The following is a 22713-nucleotide window of genomic DNA, read 5'->3' as shown; positions in this document are numbered from 1 at the left end:
TATATCTTTAATATTATATAATAACAACTATTTAATTAAGGAGGTAAAAAATGAGTAACTTTAGGGATAATCCATATCGAGACTTAGTTTATGGAGTAGATATTAAAGTCCCATTGATAGATAAATCATATTGCATAGGTATCAATTTCGATAATGCAGCTACAACGCCTCCATTAAAATCTGTAATTGATGAAGTAGTAAATTTTTCTCCTTATTACTCCTCAATACATCGAGGAGATGGATATAAATCTCAGTTATCCACCTATATGTATGAAACTTCAAGAGAAATTGTGAAATTTTTCATTAATGATTATAGTGATATGATGGATGTTATATATGTAAAAAACTGTACTGAAGCTATAAATAAGCTAGCTAGTATATTAGCTAATCAAGATAAGGAGTCAATTATTCTATCCACTTCTATGGAGCATCATTCTAATGATCTACCATGGAGAAAAAATTTTGAAGTGAAATATATAGAAGTAGATGATGAAGGTTATTTAGATATGGATGATTTAAAGTCTAAACTAGAACAATATAATGGAAGAATTTCTTTAGTTGCAATAACCGGAGCTTCAAATGTCACTGGTATTAAAAATCCTATATATACCATAGCAAATTTAGCTCATAGTTATGGAGCTAAAATTTTAGTGGACGGAGCTCAACTGATTCCTCATAGTAAATTTTCTATAGGCCTTCAACTCCCTTTAGGACCTATTGACTTTGTTGCTTTTTCAGCACATAAGATGTACGCCCCCTTTGGTTGTGGTGTATTAATTGGACCTAAAGATTTTTTTAATGAGTATGAACCTGACCATACCGGCGGAGGAACCATTAAATTTGTATCTCACGATAAAGTAATATGGACCGCTTCCCCTGATAAGGAAGAAGCTGGTTCCCCAAACCTTATTGGTTCAATAACTTTAGGTGCTGCTATAAATGAGCTTTCAAAAATTGGAATGTCTAATATAGATGAATATGAAAAATATTTAACTGTATATACTACAAAACATCTTCAATCTATACATTCAGTAAAAATATATAGTAATTATTCCGATTTTCAAAATAAAGTTAGTATTATTCCATTTAATATAGAAGGAATACACCATACTATAGTGGCTAAAATACTAGCCTATGAATTTGGTATTGCTGTAAGAAGTGGATGTTTCTGTGCTCATCCATATCTACAAAGGCTTTTAAAAATTCCTAAATCTATGATAGAAGAAATGACTCTTGCATCTAAAGATATTCAGCCTGGTATGGTTAGAATTAGTTTTGGTATTTACAATACAATAGATGAAATTAATAAATTCTTATATGCCATAAAGAAAATTGTAGATAATAAGGGTTATTACACAAAAAAATATAGCTCAATGGGAGGTGGCTTAATATAATTTATTAATGTTTTTGAAAATGAAAAACCCCTCAAACCCACATGAATAAAACAACTATTTAAATAGTTTTATATTTACCTAGTTTCCTATATAANNTTATATAGGAAACTAGGTAAAGTTTTCATACTTTAAATAAAGGATTTTCAATTTAAATTAGATGATTAAATTTATAACAGTTAAAATCATACTAATTAAGAAGTTTATTTATAGCAGACACATCCTTATCCCCTCGACCTGAAAGATTTACTACTATGACTTCATTTTTCTGTAGGGTTTTTGCTAGTTTAATAGTATAGGCAATGGCATGAGCACTTTCAATTGCAGGTATTATTCCCTCTAACTTTGATAAAAGCATAAAAGCTTTTATAGCTTCATCATCTGTAATATATTTATAGTTTGCTTTACCAATCTCACTTAAAAATGCATGTTCAGGTCCAACTCCTGGATAGTCAAGCCCAGGGGAAATAGAATAAGCTTCCTTAACATCTCCACTATCATCCTTTAATACAAGGGTATTCATACCGTGAATGATAGCCTCTTTTCCTTTTGTTATTGTAGCTGCATGCATTTCTGTTTCTACTCCAAAGCCTGCTGCCTCTACTCCAATAAGATTAACATCTTTATCTTCTAGGAAAGCTGTAAAAATTCCAATGGCATTACTTCCTCCTCCAACACATGCAACTACATAATTGGGAAGTTTATTTTCCTTTTCCAATATTTGTTTTCTAGCCTCTTCACCAATTATTTTCTGAAATTCCTTAACAATTTTGGGATAAGGATGAGGTCCCACAGCGGAACCAAGGACATAAAAAGTATCTGAAATATTATTTACCCATTTTTCTAAAGCTTCATTCACTGCATCGTTTAATGTTTTAGTACCACTAGTTGCTGGAGTAACTTTTGCTCCTAATATTTTCATTCTAAATACATTGAGCTCTTGTCTTTTTATATCTTCCTCTCCCATTACAATTTCACATTCCATTCCAAATTTTGCAGCTAAAGTTGCTGTAGCTACTCCATGCTGACCAGCTCCCGTTTCTGCAATTACTTTATTTTTTCCCATTCTTTTAGCCAATAGAATTTGTCCTAAAACATTATTTATTTTATGTGCTCCTGTATGATTTAAATCTTCTCTTTTCAAATATACCTTAGGACCTCCACAAAATTTTGTTAGGTTCTCAGCAAAATATAAGGGTGTTTCTCTGCCGCTATAATCCTTTAAATAGTAATTATACTCCCTCATAAACTCCTTATCTTCAATAGCTTTTTCAAAAGCTTCTTCTAACTCATTTAAAGCTTTTTTCACCTCATTTGAAACAAATGCTCCACCATACTTACCAAAATATCCTTTCATGATAAAATCTCCTTCTCTCCAAAATTATTTCTATAATTTTTATTAAATATATTAAGTTTTGCTTTTAATTCTTCGCACTTTCACTTCATACATACCACCACCTAAAACATTTCAAATACTTCCATACAACAATAAAAAGATAAAAAAAACTCCGTCCTATAAAAATAGGACGGAGATACTTCCGTGGTGCCACCTAAATTGCTATTGATAAATACACTAATACAAATTTATCAATATGCCTCTTAATTTCAAGTACTTACATACTCTATCTACTGTAACGTGTAGCCTACGATATCAGGTATTCTCACTAATAATTTCCCCTTATTTCTCAAAGGTCCATTCATCTAATTCCTTCATGCTAGGATTCCACCATCCCCAACTCTCTTTATCAAAGCTAAATTAAACTACTCTTCCTTATCATCAAATTAAATTATATTTATTTTTACCATTGTATGTTTTTACTATTATATATTTTATAAAGTGGATATGTCAACACTATATTTAAAAGATTCTGTTGAAAATTACAGTGATAAAATATACAAACTATGTTGATACACCTTTACATTATCGCATAGAACTATTTATTCTACGATATAAGTTGTAACTCACATAAACTTTTAATATAATAGCATATTTTAACATAATATGGATATATTTCTTTGTGAGGTGTTATTTTATGAATTTTATTAAATTTACAACTAAATCAGAAGTTACAACTTCAAAGCCTATAAGAAAAAAATTACTCTTTATTCTTTTTTTTAATATTAGTGATTTGCTTTTTACTTGGCTTTTTGTGGGTAAGTACAGTGGTATATTTTACGAGGCTAATGCTATTGCAAAAGTCATTATGACTAATTTTCCTCTATGTTTCTTTTTAAAAATATCTATAGTATTATTAGTTATCCTTTACTGGAACTATAGGCTTAAAGGCGCAACCTTAAAAGGGCTTTTCATTTCAAATATCACTGCTAATTTAGTGCTTATAATGTATATATTAATCAATGTTCTTCACCTATTTAATCTATTAGTTTTATTATATACAAAAGGATTACTATCTTAAATGCACTTATAACTAATTATCCATTTTTCATTACCATCCTCTACTTTTTATTTTATCATTAAATTTTTCATATAATTTTATCATATTAGGCTCATTACTATGTTTGTGAATTTCATCAATAGGAAGCCATTTAACACCACTATTTTCATCTTCTTTAATTTTAACTTTTTCCTCTTCATCAGCTTCTAGCAAATATGCAAGAGATAAATGAAGATGGGCTGAGACGTATTTACCTCTTTTAAAATGTCCAATAACCTCTAATATATCTAGAGATAATATCTCTGGAGTAATGGCTCTCATATCTTCTAATCCAGTTTCTTCCTTTGCTTCCTTTATTGCTACATGAAGTAAATCTTCATCCCCATCAGCATGTCCACCTGTCCAACACCAAGTTCTATAAATATTATGATGAACCATTAAAACTTTAGTTCTATTTTTATTTACAATATATCCTGAACTGGTTACATGAATTAATGGATTTTCTCTAGTTAACAAATTATTAAATTTACTTATACTTAATAAAGCTACATTTTTATCCTGTTCCTCTTCCTCATTATGTGGAATATAATTTTTTATATCTTCAATCCATCCCATGATTAACTCTCCTTTATAACACGCTATGATTTTAATTTATATATTTAATAGTAACATAAAGGTTCAACACAGTGTAGAAATACTGCATTGAACCTATTATTAATCTAATTTTATATGGCAATATCCATTAGGATTTTTCTTTAAATACTTTTGATGATATTCTTCTGCTCTATAATAATTTTCTAAAGTTTTTACTTCTGTAACTATTTTCTTTATATAATTCTTCTGTACTTTTTCTATATTTCTTCGAATTATTTCTTCATCTAATTTATCAACATAATAAACTCCAGTTCTATATTGACTTCCTCTATCATTTCCCTGTCTATTCAGTGCGGTTGGGTCTATTATTCCCCAAAATTTATTTAGTATTTCCTCTAAGGAAATTATACTTTCATCATAATCTATCACACATACTTCTGCAAAATATGTATTACCATAGCATACATCTTCGTAGGTAGGATTTGTTGTTCTACCATTGGCATATCCTACTTCTGTATTTGTTACACCGTGAATTCTAGAAAAAAATTCTTCTACACCCCAAAAACATCCTCCTGCTAATACAATTCTTTTCATCTTGTTAACTCCTTTATATTTTTCTTTAATCTATATTTTACATTACCATTACATATGCCGTATATTATTATTAAAGTCTTCATATAGATTCAATATTGATTCTATATTTTCCTTCTTAACATTTTCATTTTTCCCATATAATATTAACACCTTATATCCTACCTGTATCACATATTTATTATTAATAGCTATAAATTTATTAATCTCATCATCATTGTATTGAAGATTTCTCATATATAGTTTTTGACATAAAAGCGTAGAATGGATAATCAAATCCCTTATTTCATGAATCTGCTTATTACTTTGTAAAAATTCCATACTATCTTCTATAAGCTTTTTATTCAACCTAGCAATTTTATCTATAAGTTGTTCTACTCCATCCTTTAGTCTATATTGGAAAACAACTCTATTCACTATAACCACTACAACTACCCCTATAATCACGTATACTATTCTATATAAAATCAATACATTTATATTTTCTGTTAAAGAGGCTATACATATAGATGCCATAGCTGCAAATAGTGATATTTTATAGTATTCCTTAAAGGCGTAGATAAGATAAAGAGATATAATTAAAATTCCCAAGGTAATTATTTGAGAACCTGCCACATTAATAAGTATACCTGTAAATAGAATTCCTAATATATTCCCTATAACTCTGTCTTTAGCCTTTTTAATGGTATCTTCATAATAAGGTTGCATAATAGACATTATTGTTATTGCTGCCCATATTATTTTATAAAATCCTAAAACCCCTCCTATTAGTAATGCTATAGTAAGAGTTATTGCCATTCTAATAGCAAATTTAAACCTTATAGTGTTGGGTCTGAAATATTCTTTAAAGGTTACTCTAGTTTTATCTATGTCAGCTCTAGCCCACTCTTTATATACCTTATTAGAACCTCTTTTTTCCATGGAGTTCAATTCCTTAATACTACCAAGAAGATTTTCTAGTATTAGGGATATCTCTAAATGATATTCTTCACCTTTACTCCACTCTTTTATAAAGTTATCAGTAGATTCTTTTATAGTTTGAAACTCTATATTATCTTTGCATAACTCTATTATAGCTTCTACTATTTCTTTTAATTTTTCTACATATTCCTTGGAAATACTTAGATTTTTAATACCTCCATACAGTTGAATTATATATAAATTAAAGTATTCTACATTGATAAATATTTGAAATTGAACCTTTCCTAAATTAGTTGTCAAATATCTTCTATGCCTTGTTACATATACTTTATAAGCAATATCTCTCATCATTTTAGAACATTTATCTTCTATGGTATGATCATACTCTTCCTTTAAGATATTTTTAAATTGATTATATATTAAAATAAAAGCCTCTTCCATACTTTTTCCTAAAATGGATCTTTCATTTACTCTATTTATATAACTTGCCCCTACTACTATTAAAACTCCAAATATTACAGATAAAATCCTAAAAGGAAGTTCTCCTAATGATACCTGTGCATATTGAGTAAATACATATAGCATTATAAAGGGTTTGTAAAAAGTTAAATCATAGGGCGATACGATAGTATACATTATAAGAAAAATAGCAAAAAAGTTTATAGGTATCCCCCAAAATATATTCATAGATGAAAAATATGCTGTTAAAACAATAACTAAATCAATAAGGATTATTTTAATTGCTTTGTTATAGGTCTTAACCTGAAAATTTTGCCTTCCCATAACTGTTGAAGTAAGGGCTATTGGAAAAGCAATCATTATATTCTTTATTCCAAATAATATACCTACTCCAAATAGAGTTATTACAGCTACAGATCCATGCTTTATCATAGAATATGTATTTATATTGAATTTCTTTACTAGTTTATTGTACATGACACTAACATCCTTATTATAGATATTTATTTACTTATTATTAGCTAATTTAATTTAGGTATTCTATATAATATTCTAGTATTTATCTACTTGTTATATATCATGCTCTATTTCATTAAGTCTATAACCTCTTCCTCAGTAAGATACCTCCACATACCTTCTTCTATTCCTTCTATATTTATAGAACAAATTCTTATTCTTTTTAAATCTACCACATTATATCCTAATGCCTTACTCATTCTCCTAATTTGTCTATTTAGTCCTTGAGTTAATATAATTTTAAATGTACATTCATCTACTTTTATGATGCTACAAGGTCTAGTTTTTTCTCCTAGTATATATACTCCTGCAGACATATTCATAAGAAAATTATCATCTATAGGTTTATCTGCTTTTACTTCATATTCCTTTTCGTGGTAATTATCTGAATTTAATATTTTGTTTGCTAGTTCACCATCATTAGTCATGAGAATTAATCCATGAGATTCTTTATCTAATCTTCCTACTGGAAATATATATTCTTCATAGTTTATAAAATCAATGATGTTATTTTCCACATCACTAGCTGCAGTGCATGTAACTCCCATGGGCTTATTAAAAGCTATGTAAATTTTCTTTTTAGCTATGATAGGCTTATCATCAATTAAAATTTCATCCTCTAGTTCTACCCACTGCCCAGGAATAGACAGTTCTCCATTTACTTTTACTCTTCCTTCTTCTATAAGCCTATTAGTATCTTTTCTTGAGCAAATTCCAAGATTACTAAATAATTTATTAATCCTCATATGTTGTCCTTTCCTTTGTCATACTAATATTTATTAAATAAACCAAATAAAAAAATATGATTACTATATATTTAGTATAGCAATCATATTTAAACAATTATATCATTTTATATTTATATTTTTCTAAAGTTTTTTAATGAAATATCAAAGGCTTTTACAGAATGGGTTAATTCTCCAGAGGAAATATAATCTACTCCTGTTTTGCCGTAGTCTGTAACAGTATCTAAGGTGATATTTCCTGAGCACTCTGTTAATGCTCTTCCATTAATTAATTTAACCATATCCCTTGCTAAGTCTGGACTCATATTATCAAGCATAATTATATCCGCTCCTGCTTCTAGAGCCTCTAAAACCTGCTCTTTAGTTTCAGTTTCAACTTCTATTTTTCTTACAAAAGAAGAATTCTTTTTAGCAAGCTCAATGGCTTTTTTTATACCACCTGCATATCCAATATGATTATCTTTAATTAGTATTCCATCAGATAAGGAAAATCTATGATTTACTCCTCCACCAATTTTAACTGCATATTTTTCAAGAGCTCTTAAATTAGGTGTAGTTTTTCTAGTATCTAGTATTTTTGTATTAAGTCTCTCTAGCTTCTTTACATATTTGTTAGTTAAAGTAGCAATACCACTCATTCTTTGAAGTAAATTGAGGGCTATTCTTTCTCCTACTAATATATTGCCGGCGTTTCCTGTTACTTTACCGATAACCATAGTATTCTTAACTAAGTCTCCATCTTTAACAAACACATCGACTTCAACTTCTCCTAAGATTTCAAATACCCTTTTAAAAATATCCAATCCACAAATTATCCCATCCTCTTTAGTTATTAAATCAACCTCAGCTCTTTCTAGAGGTGAAACTATAGCTGATACAGTTACATCCCCATAGGGACTATCTTCTTTTAAAGCCCTCTTAATAATATCATCAACAATTAAAAAGTTTAACATATTCACCATTTACCTTTCCCTTCAAATAACTAATAAACTTATACTTATATTCTTCATTTGCATTTTTAACATCACTTATAGCCTTAAGATTAATTCTTTCAACTAATTCTCCACTTAGTTTATCATCACATTCATCTACAAGTAAATTAATATGCTGTGCTGCCTTTCTACTGAAAACTAAGCCCTCTAATAAAGAATTGCTAGCTAGTCTATTGCTACCATGTACCCCGGTACAACTAACTTCTCCTATAGCATATAAATCTTTCATAGATGTTTTTGAATTCAAATCAACCTGAATTCCTCCCATACAATAATGATGAGCTGGAGCAATTGGTAATAAATCCTTCTCCATCCTATAACCACGTTTTAAACATTGCTCATAAATATATGGGAATCTATTTATTAAAAACTCCTTAGATTTATTAGTCATATCTAAAAAAACATAGGGTGTTTGTGGAGTCTTACATATTTCCTTTAAAATCTCTCTTGAAACTATATCTCTAGGTAGTAAAGGGTTTACAAATTTCTCTCCCAATGCATTTCTTATTACTCCCCCTTCTCCTCTAAGAGATTCTGATAGTAATAACTTTCGTCCCCTTACTTCTTCTTCATATAATGCAGTGGGATGAAGTTGAAGATAGGATATATCCTTCATAAGAATATTATGCTTTAATGCAATGCTAAGTCCATCACCTGTGATAGTTTCGATATTTGTTGTAGAATTAAAAATCCCCCCAATGCCACCAGTAGCTAATACTGTTGCCTTAGCATTTATATTTATAATCTCATTTGAGTGTTCTATAATTCCGCCTATACATCTATTTTTATATTGAATTATATCTAGTAATGTAGTGTCTTCCAATATAGTTATATTTTCTTTACTAGAAACATAATTTATTAGTTTTTCAATTACTTCCTTACCTGTTTCATCTTTAGAATGCACTATTCTAAACTTACTATGACCACCTTCTCTAGTATAGTTTAATTCATCAATATCCTTATCAAAATCTACTCCTAACCTCAATAATCTATTAATATTATCAGTAGAATTTTCAACTATCTGGGTAACAGCCTCCAATTTATTTTTATAATTGCCAGCTTTTAAAGTATCCTCTATAAAAGCTTCCTTGTCTCCAATATCCCTTAGGGTTGAAATGCCACCTTGAGCTAAATAACTGTTGCAATCTCTTAGCTTATTTTTAGTTATTATTAAAACTCTAAGATTATCCTTCAAATTACAAGCAGTGTAAAGTCCTGCAATACCTGTCCCTATAATTAATACATCATATTTTTTATTCATTTTACTTATTAGATAGAAGATGCATATTTTCTAAAGATTTATGAGCTTTCAATCTTAGCTCCTCTTCAATATGCACTTCAAACTCCTCATTAATTAAGCAATTATATAAATCTTTCATTGATATTTTTTTCATATTGGGACAAATCATTCCGTTGTCAATAGGGATAAAGGTTTTATTGGGACTTTTTTCTTTCATCTGATAAAGAACGCCTTCCTCTGTTACTACTATAAATCCATTAGTTCCATCTTGAACACTATAATCTATAAGTTCAGAAGTACTTCCTATAAAATCTCCCAAATCTCTTACTTTTTTAGAGCACTCTGGATGAACTAGCACCTTAAAATTTGGATATCTATTCTTTAAAGTTAAAACCTCTTCCTCTTCAACTCTCTCATGAACTGGACAAAGCCCATCATAAAGTATAAACTTCTTGTTCTGTATATTTTCTTGCAAATAACTACCTAGATTTCTATCTGGAAGGAATATTATTTCTTCTTCCTCTATGTTATTTAAAATTGCCTTAGCAGAGGATGATGTAACACAAACGTCAGATAATGCTTTAATATCTCCATTTGAATTTATATATGTTACTACCTTTGCTTTAGGATTTCTTAATTTCATAGCTTTTAATTTATCTACTGTAGCCATATCTGCCATTGGACATGTAGTATCATTTACTGGAATTAATATTCTTTTATTAGGTGATAATATTTTTGCACTCTCAGCCATAAATTTTACTCCACAAAATACTATTATATCTTTAGAACTTTCCATAGCTTTCTTGCTTAAAAAATATGAGTCTCCTACTATGTCTGCAACTTCCTGTATTTCTGCTTTTTCATAAAGATGAGCTAAAACTAAAGCATTCTTCTCTTTTTTTAACTTTAATATGTCTTCTTTTAAACCCAAATTTTACACACCTCCGTCACGTAACTATACATCTGTATATACACCTAGTATAGCACCATCTTGGAGCTTGTCAATAATATGTGAAGTTATATTAGAAAATATTTATATGAATTTTCCTCTCCTTAGTGCTTCTTATAATAATTGAATAACCTAGTTTTATTTATGAATATGTTATATACTATTAATACATTTCTAATTGTTGTAAAAATATAGATATATTTGAAAATGGAACGGAGGAATAACTTTGAGTACTCAAATTATAATTGTTTTAGTTTTGAATTTTATAATTGCCATAATAGGAACATTAGCTTACTCTGTAAGACTTGTAGGTGTTAGAACAGGTAAAATAGCAATAACCTTTGCTGTATTTAATATATTATCTTTAGTATCAAGAACAGCCTTAACTTTTCAAGCTCCTTTACTAACAAAGTTTGTTGAGAATAGTACAGGTGGAAGTGATGTGTTAAACCTTTTTAAGTTAATTATAATAGTTTCTGGTATAGCTACCCTAGTAGGCGCATTTTTAATTCCTACTTTTCAAAGATTATTTTATAAAGGTGTTATCCGATTTTCTATTGATAAATCTATACCCAAACTAATTATGCACAGTTTTTCAAAGGCAGGTGTCCATTATATGAGGGACTGTATTTCAATTCCAGTGAAAGAAAGTGTAACTAAAATTAATTTTAAAAAGTTACCTTTAAAAATAATAATTTATAATATAATTGCAGTTGCAATATTAACTGTAGGAGCCTTAGCACCAATTTATGCCGGTACCATAGTTCCTGATTTAAGGGCAACTTGTATAACCCTATCCTCAGTAATAAATGGATTTGCTACAATCCTAATGTCTATTTTTATAGATCCACAACTATCCATTATGACCGATGATGTAATAGATGGTAATTGTCCTGAAGAAGATTTTCGTAGCTGTGTTATTGCCATGATAGGAAGTAAAACTATTGGAACCTTCGCTGCTCTTCCACTTCTTATTCCAGCCTCTTATATAATAGTATTTGTAGCTAAAATTCTTTAATTTCTCAATGTAAAAATAGCTAGACTTGTATGAATACAACCCTAGCTACTTTAGATTTTTAGAGAATTTATTTTATTTTTTTGTACCATAAGATATAAGGGTACATGGCATTTGAATAATATATGCACTATCTTTATTACTCATAACATATTCACTTATTTTTGACTCACCATCTACGAATATTTTAGCTTCCTGCTCACTTAAACCTCTATCTATAAGAGCGTTTATATAGCCTACCTTCTCATTCTCTGATAGCTGTTTATTCCAATTCCAAGCATCAGTAATTGCATCAAATTGTTTAGCATGTTCTTCTTTATTACCATGGGGATTAATAAATTTAACCCTATCATTCATTCGCACATCAACATTATGTAATCCTAACTCTTGCATAATTTCAGGAATTTTAACACCAACTCTATAATCTCTACCTCCATTTTCTAATTCCTTCTTATACATTTTTCGATGTAAATGTATAATTCCAAGTTCAGTGTAATCTAATCCACTAAAATATTGACCTGTCTTTTCTATTTCTAGGTCTGCTTCCATACAAACAACTAAACCACCACTTACAACTGATTGTATCATTTTATCAAGAATATTCTTTGTATTTGGAATATGTCTTAATACCGCTTGCGATATAGCTATATCATAATCTTCAGTTGGTATATACTCATTCAAGTCTGCCTTTATAAATTTTGTTATATAGCCTGAATTTGCAAAAATGTCTTTTGCATCATCTAAGAGAGTATCACTAATATCAATACCTGTATATGTACTTCCTTTAGGTAATATGGGCAATAATAGTAATCCAACATATCCAAAGCCACAACCAAAATCAATTATATTTACAGGTTTACTAATTTTCCAAACCTTCTCTACAAGGAATTCTATATAATCATTATTACACCATCCAGTACGTATAGCTTTTAAAAAATCCAACCTTCCATTCCAATATGACTCATTCATATTTTTCCCCTCCTTAATAGAATAAAGATAATATTCCCTGTTCTTTCTACTCAACAAGCTCCTCAAATTATTTCTTTTAAAAAAGATTTTCTATTACATATAATTGAATTTTATAGCTTATATGGTAACATATTCTATTCTATATATCTATACATTAAAAAGAAACTACCTCAAATTCCATTTAATTTGAAGTAGTTTACTATACTAATATATTATAAAATTTAAACTTTTTATTAATTTCCTTTAATCATTTTTTTACTTCCAGAATAGGTGGCTAAGAAGTATCCACCATAAACTATTACTAATACCACCGATGCAACTATTATATGATCCACCATGCTTGCACCTCCAAATATAGCTACTATATCTGAAGCCAATTTTAATCCTACTATAGAGTGAACTATAGCTAAGGATAAGGGCATCATAAAGTAAATTGCTACTTGGGTTAATACAGAGTGATTTATCATCGATTCATCTACTCCAACCTTTCTTAGAAGATTGTATCTTTCTGTGTTATCTGCAGATTCTGATAACTGTTGAAGGGCTAGTACTGCTGCTGAAGTAATTAGGAATATGATTCCCATGTATATGGCAAGGTATGATGCTAAAGCTCCTAGCCCTGTAGACTGCTCCTTAATCTCTTCCTTAGTAATATATCTAGTATTTAAATCATCATTGCCACCATATTCTCTAATATTAACATCTAAAGCTTCTCTTATCTCACTACCATCCCCACTATAGTTTAAATTCAAATATCCCCTAGTGGGAGTTAGTCCCTCTACTATAGAATCCTCTACTAAAAATACACAAATATTTTGCTTCATCATAGAAGAATAAGTTACCGCCTCTAAAACATTACCATGATATGGTTTTAGTTTATTATCACCTATAGTAATTTCTTTTCCACTATCTACAGTTTCTTGTAAATTTTTAATCATATCGCTTATATCACCAAAGACCGCATATTCTCCAACCTTAAGTTTTACTTCTTCTCTATTTAACATTTTCATTATTTTATTAAAATCCGATACCTTCATAACACTAATTGGTAAATTCTTAAATACAGGATAATAGTTATTTCCATCTTCTAAGCCTTTTTCACTTAAAAAATCTCTATAGCTAACTCCACTATCATATTCCTTATAGCTTACATAGTTATTTTCATATTTTGATATATCTACATTATATTTTTTTAACACAGTGTCTATATCTTCTCCTTCATTGTCCCAAAAGCTCATATCGAATTGAGTTAAATCCTCAATTTCAGTATTCATAGCGGTACTAATTCCAAGTCCTCCTGAAAGAGTACATATAGCTACAAATAGCATCAAACATATAAAGGTCATAGATATAAAGGTAGTGTTAATTTTACTATTTATTTGTCTTAACACAAACATATTTAAATTTCTTAAATAAAACTTCTTACTACTTTGAACTACCTTGAGTAAGAATCCTGCAAGGGAAAAGAAAAATAGAAATGTTCCTACAGCTCCAAGTGCAATGGCTATTAATATATTTCTATCAAAACTAGATATTCCATTTTTAAGCACTATGTAATATCCACTTCCTATAGTTATTACACTAATTATAAATACAACTACAGAGGTCCATATGTTTTTTATTTTCATCTTTTCATTAAACTTAGCAGAAGTTAATAGATTTATTAGTTTTACTTTTCTTACAATAATTGAGTTAAAAATAAGAATTATAAGGTATATAACGCCGAAGCAAAGAATAGTTTTTATAAAGGCATCCATAGAAAATATAAATCTAAACCCTGTTAAATCCACTTTAAAAAGTTTTGCTGTAACTACAGATAGTCCTTGTGATAAAAATATTCCTAATATAAGACCTAATGCTAAAGAAATTACTCCTATCATCATAGTCTCTATAAATAATAAGGAGGATAATCTAGAGTTTTCCATACCTAAGGTCATATAAACTCCAAATTCCTTTTTTCTTCTTTTAATTAAGTAATTATTGGCATAGACTATCAGAAATCCTAATATAAAGGAAATAAATATTGATGCTACTCCCATAATTTCACTTATTAGGTGGAACATATTTTTATGCATTTCACTAACTTCCATTAAAATACTTTGAGCTTCAATGGAGTTAAAGGTGTAAAAAATACATACTCCAAATACTAGAGTTAAGAAATATATGGTATAATCCTTAAAACTTCTTTTTAAATTCCTAGCAGCTAATTTAAAATACATCTCTTTGGTCACCTCCAAGTAGAGTTACCACTTCAATTATCTTATTAAAGAATTCCTTCCTTGAATCCTTTCCTCTAATTAACTCATTAAATATTTTACCATCCTTTATAAACAGAATTCTACTAGCATAGCTAGCTGTAAAGGCGTCATGAGTTACCATCATAATAGTAGCTCCTAAATTAGTATTAAGCTCCTCCAAGCTTTCTAGTAACATCTTTGCTGATTTTGAATCTAAAGCACCTGTAGGCTCATCTGCAAGAACTAAAGATGGATTTGTAATTATAGCTCTAGCTGATGCCACTCTTTGTTTTTGACCACCTGACATTTCATAGGGATATTTATTTAAGACTTCCTCTATATTTAAACTCTTAGCAACCTCTTCAACTCTTCTATTAATCTCTTTGTGATTTACCTTTCCAATAGTTAGTGCTAATGCAATATTTTCATAGGCAGTTAAGGTATCTAAAAGATTAAAGTCTTGAAATATAAAACCTAAATTTTCTCGTCTAAATCTAGCTAATCCCTTAGAATTTATTGAAGTTACATCCTTTCCTTCAATATGAATATGACCACTAGTTACCTTATCTATGGTGGATATACAGTTTAACAAAGTTGTTTTTCCACTACCGGAAGCCCCCATTATTCCTATGAATTCTCCTTCTTCCACAGAGAAACTAATATTATTTATGGCCTGAGTTATATTACCATTACTTCCATAGTACTTTTCTATATTACTTACTTTTAATACTTCTTTATTCATTTGCTTTCCTCCTGTTCTCTATACCTATATATTACATGTATAGAAAATATCCATCCATAGAAAAACCTAACAGAAATCTTACGTTTTTGTAACTAAGCTTAATATTTTTAATAATATTAGATAATTCAAGGGAAATTAAGCTTTTTATAAAAATGAAAACTCAAATATTATAATAAAATTAAAAATTATTTTTGACGAATTTTTGACGTCATATAAAAAAGAGTAGATATATTCAGTTATATTCTACTCTTTTTTATTTTAAAACAAATTCTATAAAATATATAGATTTGTTATAAACTCTTCTTTACTTGACAATAATTAATTTGAGGTGATTTATAATGAAGAAAAAAAGAAAATTAAACGTAACTGTCACTACGCGACCAAATACATCTAGATTAGTAACAGAGTCGTTATTGAGGTTAGTAGATTCACGCAAAGAAGAACTTCTACACATTTTGAAAGGAAGATAAACTTAAGGAAATTGAGTAATGATTCTAAAAATCAAGAAAAGAATTTCATTATTATTATTTTTACATTTAATGTATATAATCAATATAAAGTGTCTATAATTTATTTGAGTTCACTCTTACATGTGTTTATACAAAAGAAAAATAAGGTAGAAAGTAATATTGCATTTCTTTCTACCTTTTAATAGTTAAATTTATACTTTGAAAAAATAGTAATGAATATGTTTAAATATTATAATTTTGTTTATAATTTAGATACATCTATCCTAAACCATATTCTGATATAAGTAAAAAAATAGGGGCATTAAGAGAAACCTTATTGCTCCTATTTTTTTATACTTATTTTTATATAACTAATTGTTGATATTCTTACATTTAATGTATATAATAAAAGTTAACAGTCTGTATTTTCTTTAATTCAACCTCTACTTATATCCTATTCAGTAGAAAGAGAGCTACAGTATATATAAATATACCGTAGCTCTTTTTCTATATTGTATCTAATTGTATTATTAATCCTCTAATTAAGAGGAAGTTCTATACTACATATTATTAAACTCCCTAAAATGTTTCCTATATTAAATTTAACAGTTTTTGAATACTCATATTTACATTTGCTAATACTAACTTAGAATATAAATTAATAGTTGTTGGAATTCCTAACACCCTTAATTAATAGTTGTTCCCTTGTATATTATAATCCTACACTAACTTTTAAAATTCAATACTGTTAATTTATATTAATCATAAATATTTAGTGACATAAATAAAAGCAGTAATTTCCCTCTATAAATTACTGTTTTTTATCTTTTGATAATATACTAATGACAACCTTAACAATTCTATTTCAGGCTGCTTTCAAGGAGATTATATAACTAAGTTATGAATAATGCTGTTATTTTGTTCCTAATTTAAATACATAGTCATATTTATTCTTATTTAGGAGAACCATATGCTATTTTTATTTAATTTATAAGATATAGTAGTTTCTAATATATCTTATTCCATTGATATTAATTGTGCTGCATTCTTGATCAATAAAAAATGTAGGAGCCAGTTCATTCCCTACTAGCCTTTAATATTATCTACCTAACTTCTTACAATAAGCTATACCCTTATCTAATGTTTCCTGTCTATTCTTCCCCTGGATAAGTACATTTGTATAACCACTCTTATTCTTAGCCTCTCCTACTGCAATAACTGTTTTATATTGTCCATAATGTGCATATGGTCTTAAACAGTTTATTGTTGGACAGTTAAGCCTATCAGCTATTATCTCAGCTATTGCCTGGTCTGTTGCATTTGAATATTGTAGTGTTACTTATTAAGGCTATTATCTCACCTTGTTGAATATTTAAGGCAGTAGTATTGCTCTCTGTAACTTCTTTCATGGTAGACAATGCACTTGCAAGACTTGTAGAGTACTCTAATTCTATAGTTGGATTTATTAGACTACCCTCAATTAAGAAATGAATGCGACTACTTGCAGAATAAATTTACACTATGCATTAAAAAAATCTTTTAATGTATATATACATGAATTAAGGCATACTTACACTACATTATTAATCCAAAATGGTTTTGATTTTAAAACTGTTGCTGAATATATTGGTGATAATGTGCAAGAGGTAATAAGGACGTATAGTCATGTAAATGACGATATGAGAAAAATAGGAAATGAGAAGATAGCAGAAATTTTTTAAAATTTATTTTTGACGAATTTTTTGACGAATTGTCTTAAATATAGTATTTTCAAAGCCTTGCAAGGATATAAACAGAAATCTTACGTTTTGTTAGGTTAATCTTTTAATATGAACATTTTATTTATAGGAAACAAGATAGATACTGTAGTACCTTTATAAGCTTTAGACCTTATCTTTATACCAAGCCCTAATTTTTCGCAGAGATTTTTACAAAGGTATAAGCCTATTCCTGTGGATTTTCCAAAGATTCTTCCATTTTCTCCGGTGTACCCTTTTTCAAATACTTTACCAATAGAGCTTTCGCCAATACCTATACCATTATCTTCTATGTTTAGAATAATGTCCTCTTCCTTTTCTATGCAATATATTTTAATAGTGTCTTGTTTTTTATGCTCTTCACCTAATGAGTTTTTTCTAACACTCTTAGGGAATTTCATATATTTAATAGAATTTGATATAATCTGATTTAATATAAATTCTACCCATTTACTATCCGCATAAACGATTTTATCTACATTATCAATTTCAATTTTAATTCCATTTTCAATAAGAACTCTAGCATTCCTTTTTATTGTTGCATTAATACAGTTTTTAAGACTTATCTCTCTAATCATATAATCCTTCTCTATATTATTACTTCTAGTATAAAAAAGAGCTTGCTCTATATAATTTTCTACCTTATCTAAATCTTCCTCTATACTCTTTGTAATGGGAGATGGGTTATTTTCTATGGTTAATCTACTAGATGCAATAGGTGTTTTAATTTCATGAACCCACAACTCTATATAATCTTTATATTCACTATTTTTAATGGTTAAAGTAGATATTTCATCATTCATAGCCTTATCTGTCTCTTGAATTACTTCGTATAAAATTCTTCCCTCTAAGAAGTTAGGCTCCTCTATAACTTCAGAAATAAGATATTTCTTATCTAGATTATTTAATCCATGTAAAAGGTTATTATAAAATTTTCTTTTTGTAAAATAATCAAATATATAAAACAGTGATGAGCCTATAAAATTTAGAACCTCCACAAAAAAAATGGCATAGATATCCACCTTTAATGCTTTTAACAATATTCCTGTAAATAGAAAAATTATTGAATTTATAATCAAAAAAACAATTTTTTCTTTTATATACTCTCTAAAACTCATTAAAATTTCCTTCCTTTAGGTTTAATTTACTTTAATGTTTTAACCTAAAATATACCCCTGACCTCTTTTAGTTTGTAAATAGTCAACAGCTCCTATTTCATCTAGTTTTTTTCTTAGCCTATTTATGTTTACAGTTAAGGTATTATCATCTACAAACTCATCAGATTGCCATAGACATTTCATAAGTTCATCTCTAGATACTATTTTTTCTTTGCTTTTAATTAATGTATATAGAATTTTACTTTCATTTTTAGTTAATTCTTGTTTTTTATCATCAAATTCTATTTCACTGGTAGAAAGATTATATTTAAGTTCTCTACAAGCAAAAATCTCCATATCATTACTTCTATAAGTTCTTCTAATAATTGATGCAATCCTAGCTAATAATATTTCAGTGTTATATGGTTTAGTAATAAAATCATCAGCCCCTAGATTCATACTCATTAATTCGTCCATATCACTATCTCTACTAGTTACAACAATAATAGGCACACTAGAGGTTTTTCTTATTTCTCTACAGATATAGTATCCATCATAATATGGTAAATTAATATCTAATAATATTAAATTAGGTTCTGCCTCTAAAGCCTCCTCTACTATGTTCTCAAAATTATCAGAGGTTATAATGTCATATCCATATCTATTTAAAAAAGTACCTAGTTCTCTTCTAATCTTTTCTTCATCTTCAATAATAAAAATCTTTTCTTTCATAAGTTAACCACCTCATCTATGATTATATCTAATTGGGTTTATTTTAACAAAATCTATTATGTTTCTTCAAAGAAAATTTTTATCTTATTCTAAGCCTTCCATACTCTCTTAATATCTACTATACTTTTTATATCATTAGTTTCAAATCTCAATAAATATACATCTGGATTACTTAAGTTCTTCCAAAAATCAAAACCTGAAACCTTATCAAAATACCTCATTATTAAAGAAAATAACTCTCCATGGGTGACTATTGCTACATTTTCCTCTTCTAGCTTTAAAATATCAGTTAAAGCTTCAATAGCCCTTTTAGTAGCTTCATTTGAAGATTCTCCTCCATGAAAGGTTATATCCATATCTTCATAGGCTTCTAATAAATAAGGTGTGTAATCATCTACCACATAAGGTATCAATAACTTTTCTCTCACTCTTTCATCAATATTTACTTCTAACCCTAAATGCTTTGCAAATGGTGTTATTGTCTTTATAGCCCTTACATAGGGACTAGATACTATATAATTAATATTATACTTTAGTAAATAGTCCTTTAATTCTAGCGCTTGATCTATACCAACCTCTGTTAACTCTGCCTCAGCTGGCTGTCCATATGCCTTACAATGTCTAATTAAATAAATGTTCTTCATGCTATCTCTCCTATATTGTCATTTAAAATTAATTATTCTCATCTATTAAAATTTGAATTTGTCCTAAAGCTTTTTCTTCTTTGTCTATCCCGCATCTTGTCATTATATATATCTCATAAAAATCCCCATTAACTATTATATTATTTTTTTCAATATACTCAACTAGCTTTCTGTAATATTTGCTTGTATCTTTATAATCGTCATCAAAGTTTATTGTAATATAATTTCCTGATTTTAGAGTAATTACTTTCTTTTCATCTATATCCATGTTTTCATTTATACTTATCATTAAATTATTGTATGTTAACATTTCTTTACTTTTAAAATCTTCATAAGATGTTGGAAAAACTAACTCTTTATTAGTGCTTCCATATTTTTTTTCTATATATCCTAAGGCTTTAGATAGATTTATTTCAAATTCTTCTGTATATCTATGGGTATTACTATATTTTATAAATTTTCTCTCAGTACAATATTTTATAAAAGGTTCATTTATTCCCTCTTTTAATACGGTTTGAATTCTATCCTCTAAAAAACATATATTATTTTTTATGCTATCTAACTCTTTTATCTTTTCTTCTACTATTTCTTTTTGCTTTGTTATTATTTCTAAAATAGAGTTAACGGAAGTATAATTATTCACTAGTATTTTTATTTCATCTAGAGATAACCCCATAGCTTTACATTGTTTTATCAAATCTAAAATTATAAAGTGTTTTACTGAGTAGTATCTATACTTACTCTTTTCATTTACATAAGCCGGCTTTAACAATCCAATTTTGTCATAATGCCTTAATGTTTGTATAGAAATATTATGTAATTTAGATACTTCACCAATTGAAAATCTTGTATCCATATACTCTCACCCCATTATTATTATATCCTAAATTTCAAAAATAGGCTGTCCAAAATCCTTAAATTTTGGACAGCCCTCTACTATTCTAAATTTTATGCACTTAATACTTCTTTAGTAGATACTCTTATATTAGCCACTATACTTATAGTTATAAATGTAAGGCTTTCCGATAATATTGTACCTGCCCAAATTCCATTGGCTCCAAAGACTTTATAAAGTATCATTAGTGAAATTGGCAAGTATATAACAGACCTTAAAAGACAACTTAAATTTGAGTATTTTGGCATCTCTAAGGCTTGGAAATAAACTAATGTATTTAAATTTATTCCAACGGCAAAATAACTTACACTTGCTATTCTAAGTGCTATATATGCAAGATTTGCAATTACAGGATCTGCTGTAAATATACCTATAAGTGCTGGACCAAATATAAAACATATTATAACAGAGAAACCACTAATTATTGTTGAAGATATACATGTTATCTTGAAAAATCCTAGCATTTGTTCTCCATCTTTTTTACCAAAATTATAGCTTATTAGAGGTTGTACTCCTAAAGTCAAGCCATAAAGAACCATATATATATTTGTTGTTATATAGTTAATTATACTATAGGCTGAAATTCCTTTTTCTCCAAGAAACATAACTAAAACAATATTATGTATTAATACCATTATTGAATAACTTCCTTGAGCAAAAAAAGACGGAAATCCTATTAAACAAAATTCTTTTAAATCTCTTTTATTTATTTTTACATTACCAAAGGTTAAATAACCTTTCTTCATAATAAAATGCGGCAATAACACAGATACTGTAATAATTTGACCAAGACCTGTAGCTATTGCAGCTCCCTTTATACCTAATCCAAATTTAAATATAAATATATAATCTAAGATAATATTAGTTACTGCTCCTGCAATTGTTGATATCATGGAAAGCTTTGGCCTTCCATCATTTCTTACAAAACTACTTAGTACTATTCCTATCAAGTTAGGGATACAAAAGATTGCATAAAATCTTAAATATTCCACTGCTAATCCTTTCAAACTAGTTGTTGCTCCTAAAATAGTTACTATTTGTTCTGTGAATATAATACAGGTAATACTTATAATACCGCTAGCTATTAAAAGAAACTTAAATACTTGTCTAAAAATAATTACTGCTCTATCTATATTCTTTGCACCTATGTTTTTAGACACTAAAGTTCCTCCACCTATGGCAAACATTGAAGCAAGTCCAAATAACATAACTGTAAAGGGAAGTACAATATTTACTGATGCCAATGCTAAATCACCAACACCTTGACCAACAAATATTCCATCTACTACTGTATATAAAGATGATATGAACATGGCAAGGGCAGAAGGCACTGCATATTTAAAAAACTCTTTCAATCTATTCTCTTTTTCCATACTTTATT

The 22713-nt window shown here is 28.4% G+C and carries 20 protein-coding genes; 4 read left to right on the top strand and 16 right to left on the bottom strand.

Annotation, left to right across the window (positions count from 1 at the left end):
• Positions 1-50 precede the first annotated feature (50 nt).
• Positions 51-1394 carry an aminotransferase class V-fold PLP-dependent enzyme gene (locus B2P65_RS10810; protein ID WP_346848301.1) on the top strand — a complete coding sequence of 448 codons (1344 nt, stop codon included), beginning with the start codon at positions 51-53 and terminating at the stop codon, positions 1392-1394.
• Positions 1395-1581: 187 nt separating this feature from the next.
• Here the strand turns inward: B2P65_RS10810 and trpB are convergent, their stop codons facing one another.
• Positions 1582-2748, bottom strand: coding sequence for a tryptophan synthase subunit beta (trpB, locus tag B2P65_RS10805; protein WP_346880160.1), 1167 nt, complete (start codon positions 2746-2748; stop codon positions 1582-1584).
• A gap of 676 nt (positions 2749-3424) precedes the next feature.
• Between trpB and B2P65_RS10800 the strand changes: the two genes are divergently transcribed.
• Positions 3425-3808 carry a DUF5658 family protein gene (locus B2P65_RS10800; protein ID WP_346848299.1) on the top strand — a complete coding sequence of 128 codons (384 nt, stop codon included), beginning with the start codon at positions 3425-3427 and terminating at the stop codon, positions 3806-3808.
• Between the two features lie 30 nt (positions 3809-3838).
• Here the strand turns inward: B2P65_RS10800 and B2P65_RS10795 are convergent, their stop codons facing one another.
• From B2P65_RS10795 to nadA, 7 genes are all read right to left on the bottom strand, one after another.
• Complete coding sequence (locus tag B2P65_RS10795) at positions 3839-4402, bottom strand: NUDIX hydrolase (RefSeq protein WP_346848298.1); 564 nt, start codon at positions 4400-4402, stop codon at positions 3839-3841.
• A 99-nt stretch (positions 4403-4501) separates the two neighbouring features.
• Positions 4502-4975, bottom strand: coding sequence for a peptide-methionine (S)-S-oxide reductase MsrA (gene msrA / locus B2P65_RS10790; RefSeq protein ID WP_346848297.1), 474 nt, complete (start codon positions 4973-4975; stop codon positions 4502-4504).
• Positions 4976-5023: 48 nt separating this feature from the next.
• Positions 5024-6829 carry an FUSC family protein gene (locus B2P65_RS10785; protein WP_346848296.1) on the bottom strand — a complete coding sequence of 602 codons (1806 nt, stop codon included), beginning with the start codon at positions 6827-6829 and terminating at the stop codon, positions 5024-5026.
• A 107-nt stretch (positions 6830-6936) separates the two neighbouring features.
• Positions 6937-7614 (bottom strand): pseudouridine synthase, encoded by a 678-nt coding sequence (locus B2P65_RS10780; RefSeq protein WP_346848295.1) that lies wholly within the window; start codon positions 7612-7614, stop codon positions 6937-6939.
• A 113-nt stretch (positions 7615-7727) separates the two neighbouring features.
• A complete protein-coding gene (nadC, locus tag B2P65_RS10775; protein WP_346848502.1) occupies positions 7728-8567 on the bottom strand; it encodes a carboxylating nicotinate-nucleotide diphosphorylase in 840 nt (279 codons plus the stop codon).
• On the bottom strand, positions 8545-9867 hold the full coding sequence (locus B2P65_RS10770; RefSeq protein WP_346848294.1) for an L-aspartate oxidase: 1323 nt from the start codon (positions 9865-9867) through the stop codon (positions 8545-8547). Before B2P65_RS10770 ends, nadC begins: the two co-directional genes overlap by 23 nt.
• 1 nt (position 9868) lies before the next feature.
• Positions 9869-10777: a quinolinate synthase NadA gene (gene nadA / locus B2P65_RS10765; RefSeq protein WP_346848293.1), complete on the bottom strand. Its 909-nt coding sequence runs from the start codon at positions 10775-10777 to the stop codon at positions 9869-9871.
• A 244-nt stretch (positions 10778-11021) separates the two neighbouring features.
• On the opposite strand from nadA, the gene B2P65_RS10760 reads away from it, so the two are divergent.
• Positions 11022-11813: a lipid II flippase Amj family protein gene (locus B2P65_RS10760; protein ID WP_346848292.1), complete on the top strand. Its 792-nt coding sequence runs from the start codon at positions 11022-11024 to the stop codon at positions 11811-11813.
• 72 nt (positions 11814-11885) lie between these two features.
• Here the strand turns inward: B2P65_RS10760 and B2P65_RS10755 are convergent, their stop codons facing one another.
• The 3 genes from B2P65_RS10755 to B2P65_RS10745 all read right to left on the bottom strand — a co-directional run bounded on the left by B2P65_RS10755 (position 11886) and on the right by B2P65_RS10745 (position 15758).
• Positions 11886-12779 carry a class I SAM-dependent methyltransferase gene (locus tag B2P65_RS10755; protein WP_346848291.1) on the bottom strand — a complete coding sequence of 298 codons (894 nt, stop codon included), beginning with the start codon at positions 12777-12779 and terminating at the stop codon, positions 11886-11888.
• 233 nt (positions 12780-13012) lie between these two features.
• The gene (locus B2P65_RS10750) at positions 13013-14998 is read right to left on the bottom strand and encodes an ABC transporter permease (protein WP_346848290.1); all 1986 of its coding nucleotides are present in this window, start codon (positions 14996-14998) and stop codon (positions 13013-13015) included.
• Positions 14988-15758, bottom strand: coding sequence for an ABC transporter ATP-binding protein (locus B2P65_RS10745; RefSeq protein ID WP_346848289.1), 771 nt, complete (start codon positions 15756-15758; stop codon positions 14988-14990). The genes B2P65_RS10750 and B2P65_RS10745 overlap by 11 nt, the downstream gene beginning before the upstream one ends.
• 1936 nt (positions 15759-17694) lie before the next feature.
• Between B2P65_RS10745 and B2P65_RS10740 the strand changes: the two genes are divergently transcribed.
• Positions 17695-17928: a tyrosine-type recombinase/integrase gene (locus tag B2P65_RS10740; protein ID WP_346848288.1), complete on the top strand. Its 234-nt coding sequence runs from the start codon at positions 17695-17697 to the stop codon at positions 17926-17928.
• A 95-nt stretch (positions 17929-18023) separates the two neighbouring features.
• On the opposite strand, the gene B2P65_RS10735 is transcribed toward B2P65_RS10740, so the two are convergent.
• The 5 genes from B2P65_RS10735 to B2P65_RS10715 form a co-directional block, all read right to left on the bottom strand.
• On the bottom strand, positions 18024-19082 hold the full coding sequence (locus B2P65_RS10735) for a sensor histidine kinase (RefSeq protein ID WP_346876432.1): 1059 nt from the start codon (positions 19080-19082) through the stop codon (positions 18024-18026).
• A gap of 39 nt (positions 19083-19121) precedes the next feature.
• Positions 19122-19793, bottom strand: coding sequence for a response regulator transcription factor (locus B2P65_RS10730; RefSeq protein ID WP_346848286.1), 672 nt, complete (start codon positions 19791-19793; stop codon positions 19122-19124).
• An 89-nt stretch (positions 19794-19882) separates the two neighbouring features.
• Positions 19883-20437, bottom strand: coding sequence for a histidine phosphatase family protein (locus tag B2P65_RS10725; RefSeq protein WP_346848285.1), 555 nt, complete (start codon positions 20435-20437; stop codon positions 19883-19885).
• A 28-nt stretch (positions 20438-20465) separates the two neighbouring features.
• On the bottom strand, positions 20466-21293 hold the full coding sequence (locus B2P65_RS10720) for a MerR family transcriptional regulator (RefSeq protein ID WP_346848284.1): 828 nt from the start codon (positions 21291-21293) through the stop codon (positions 20466-20468).
• A gap of 92 nt (positions 21294-21385) precedes the next feature.
• Positions 21386-22705, bottom strand: coding sequence for an MATE family efflux transporter (locus B2P65_RS10715; protein ID WP_346848283.1), 1320 nt, complete (start codon positions 22703-22705; stop codon positions 21386-21388).
• Between the last annotated feature and the right edge of the window lie 8 nt (positions 22706-22713).

The sequence above is a fragment of the Clostridium sp. UBA3061 genome (assembly GCF_002367465.1).
Lineage (GTDB): Bacteria > Bacillota > Clostridia > Clostridiales > Clostridiaceae > Clostridium_J > Clostridium_J sulfidigenes.
This window is presented reverse-complemented; position numbering and strand designations above follow the sequence as displayed.

Excerpts from the sequence above, each read along its gene's own strand:
- nadC (WP_346848502.1), bottom strand. The coding sequence starts at position 8,567 with ATGTTAAACTTTTTAATTGTTGATGATATTATTAAGAGGGCTTTAAAA.
- B2P65_RS10730 (WP_346848286.1), bottom strand. The coding sequence starts at position 19,793 with ATGAAAGAAAAGATTTTTATTATTGAAGATGAAGAAAAGATTAGAAGA.
- B2P65_RS10745 (WP_346848289.1), bottom strand. The coding sequence starts at position 15,758 with ATGAATAAAGAAGTATTAAAAGTAAGTAATATAGAAAAGTACTATGGA.
- B2P65_RS10780 (WP_346848295.1), bottom strand. The coding sequence starts at position 7,614 with ATGAGGATTAATAAATTATTTAGTAATCTTGGAATTTGCTCAAGAAAA.
- B2P65_RS10810 (WP_346848301.1), top strand. The coding sequence starts at position 51 with ATGAGTAACTTTAGGGATAATCCATATCGAGACTTAGTTTATGGAGTA.
- B2P65_RS10770 (WP_346848294.1), bottom strand. The coding sequence starts at position 9,867 with ATGAATAAAAAATATGATGTATTAATTATAGGGACAGGTATTGCAGGA.
- B2P65_RS10750 (WP_346848290.1), bottom strand. The coding sequence starts at position 14,998 with ATGTATTTTAAATTAGCTGCTAGGAATTTAAAAAGAAGTTTTAAGGAT.
- msrA (WP_346848297.1), bottom strand. The coding sequence starts at position 4,975 with ATGAAAAGAATTGTATTAGCAGGAGGATGTTTTTGGGGTGTAGAAGAA.
- B2P65_RS10715 (WP_346848283.1), bottom strand. The coding sequence starts at position 22,705 with ATGGAAAAAGAGAATAGATTGAAAGAGTTTTTTAAATATGCAGTGCCT.
- B2P65_RS10725 (WP_346848285.1), bottom strand. The coding sequence starts at position 20,437 with ATGAAGAACATTTATTTAATTAGACATTGTAAGGCATATGGACAGCCA.
- B2P65_RS10740 (WP_346848288.1), top strand. The coding sequence starts at position 17,695 with ATGAATGCGACTACTTGCAGAATAAATTTACACTATGCATTAAAAAAA.
- B2P65_RS10800 (WP_346848299.1), top strand. The coding sequence starts at position 3,425 with ATGAATTTTATTAAATTTACAACTAAATCAGAAGTTACAACTTCAAAG.
- B2P65_RS10785 (WP_346848296.1), bottom strand. The coding sequence starts at position 6,829 with ATGTACAATAAACTAGTAAAGAAATTCAATATAAATACATATTCTATG.
- B2P65_RS10795 (WP_346848298.1), bottom strand. The coding sequence starts at position 4,402 with ATGGGATGGATTGAAGATATAAAAAATTATATTCCACATAATGAGGAA.
- trpB (WP_346880160.1), bottom strand. The coding sequence starts at position 2,748 with ATGAAAGGATATTTTGGTAAGTATGGTGGAGCATTTGTTTCAAATGAG.
- B2P65_RS10735 (WP_346876432.1), bottom strand. The coding sequence starts at position 19,082 with ATGAGTTTTAGAGAGTATATAAAAGAAAAAATTGTTTTTTTGATTATA.
- B2P65_RS10720 (WP_346848284.1), bottom strand. The coding sequence starts at position 21,293 with ATGGATACAAGATTTTCAATTGGTGAAGTATCTAAATTACATAATATT.
- B2P65_RS10755 (WP_346848291.1), bottom strand. The coding sequence starts at position 12,779 with ATGAATGAGTCATATTGGAATGGAAGGTTGGATTTTTTAAAAGCTATA.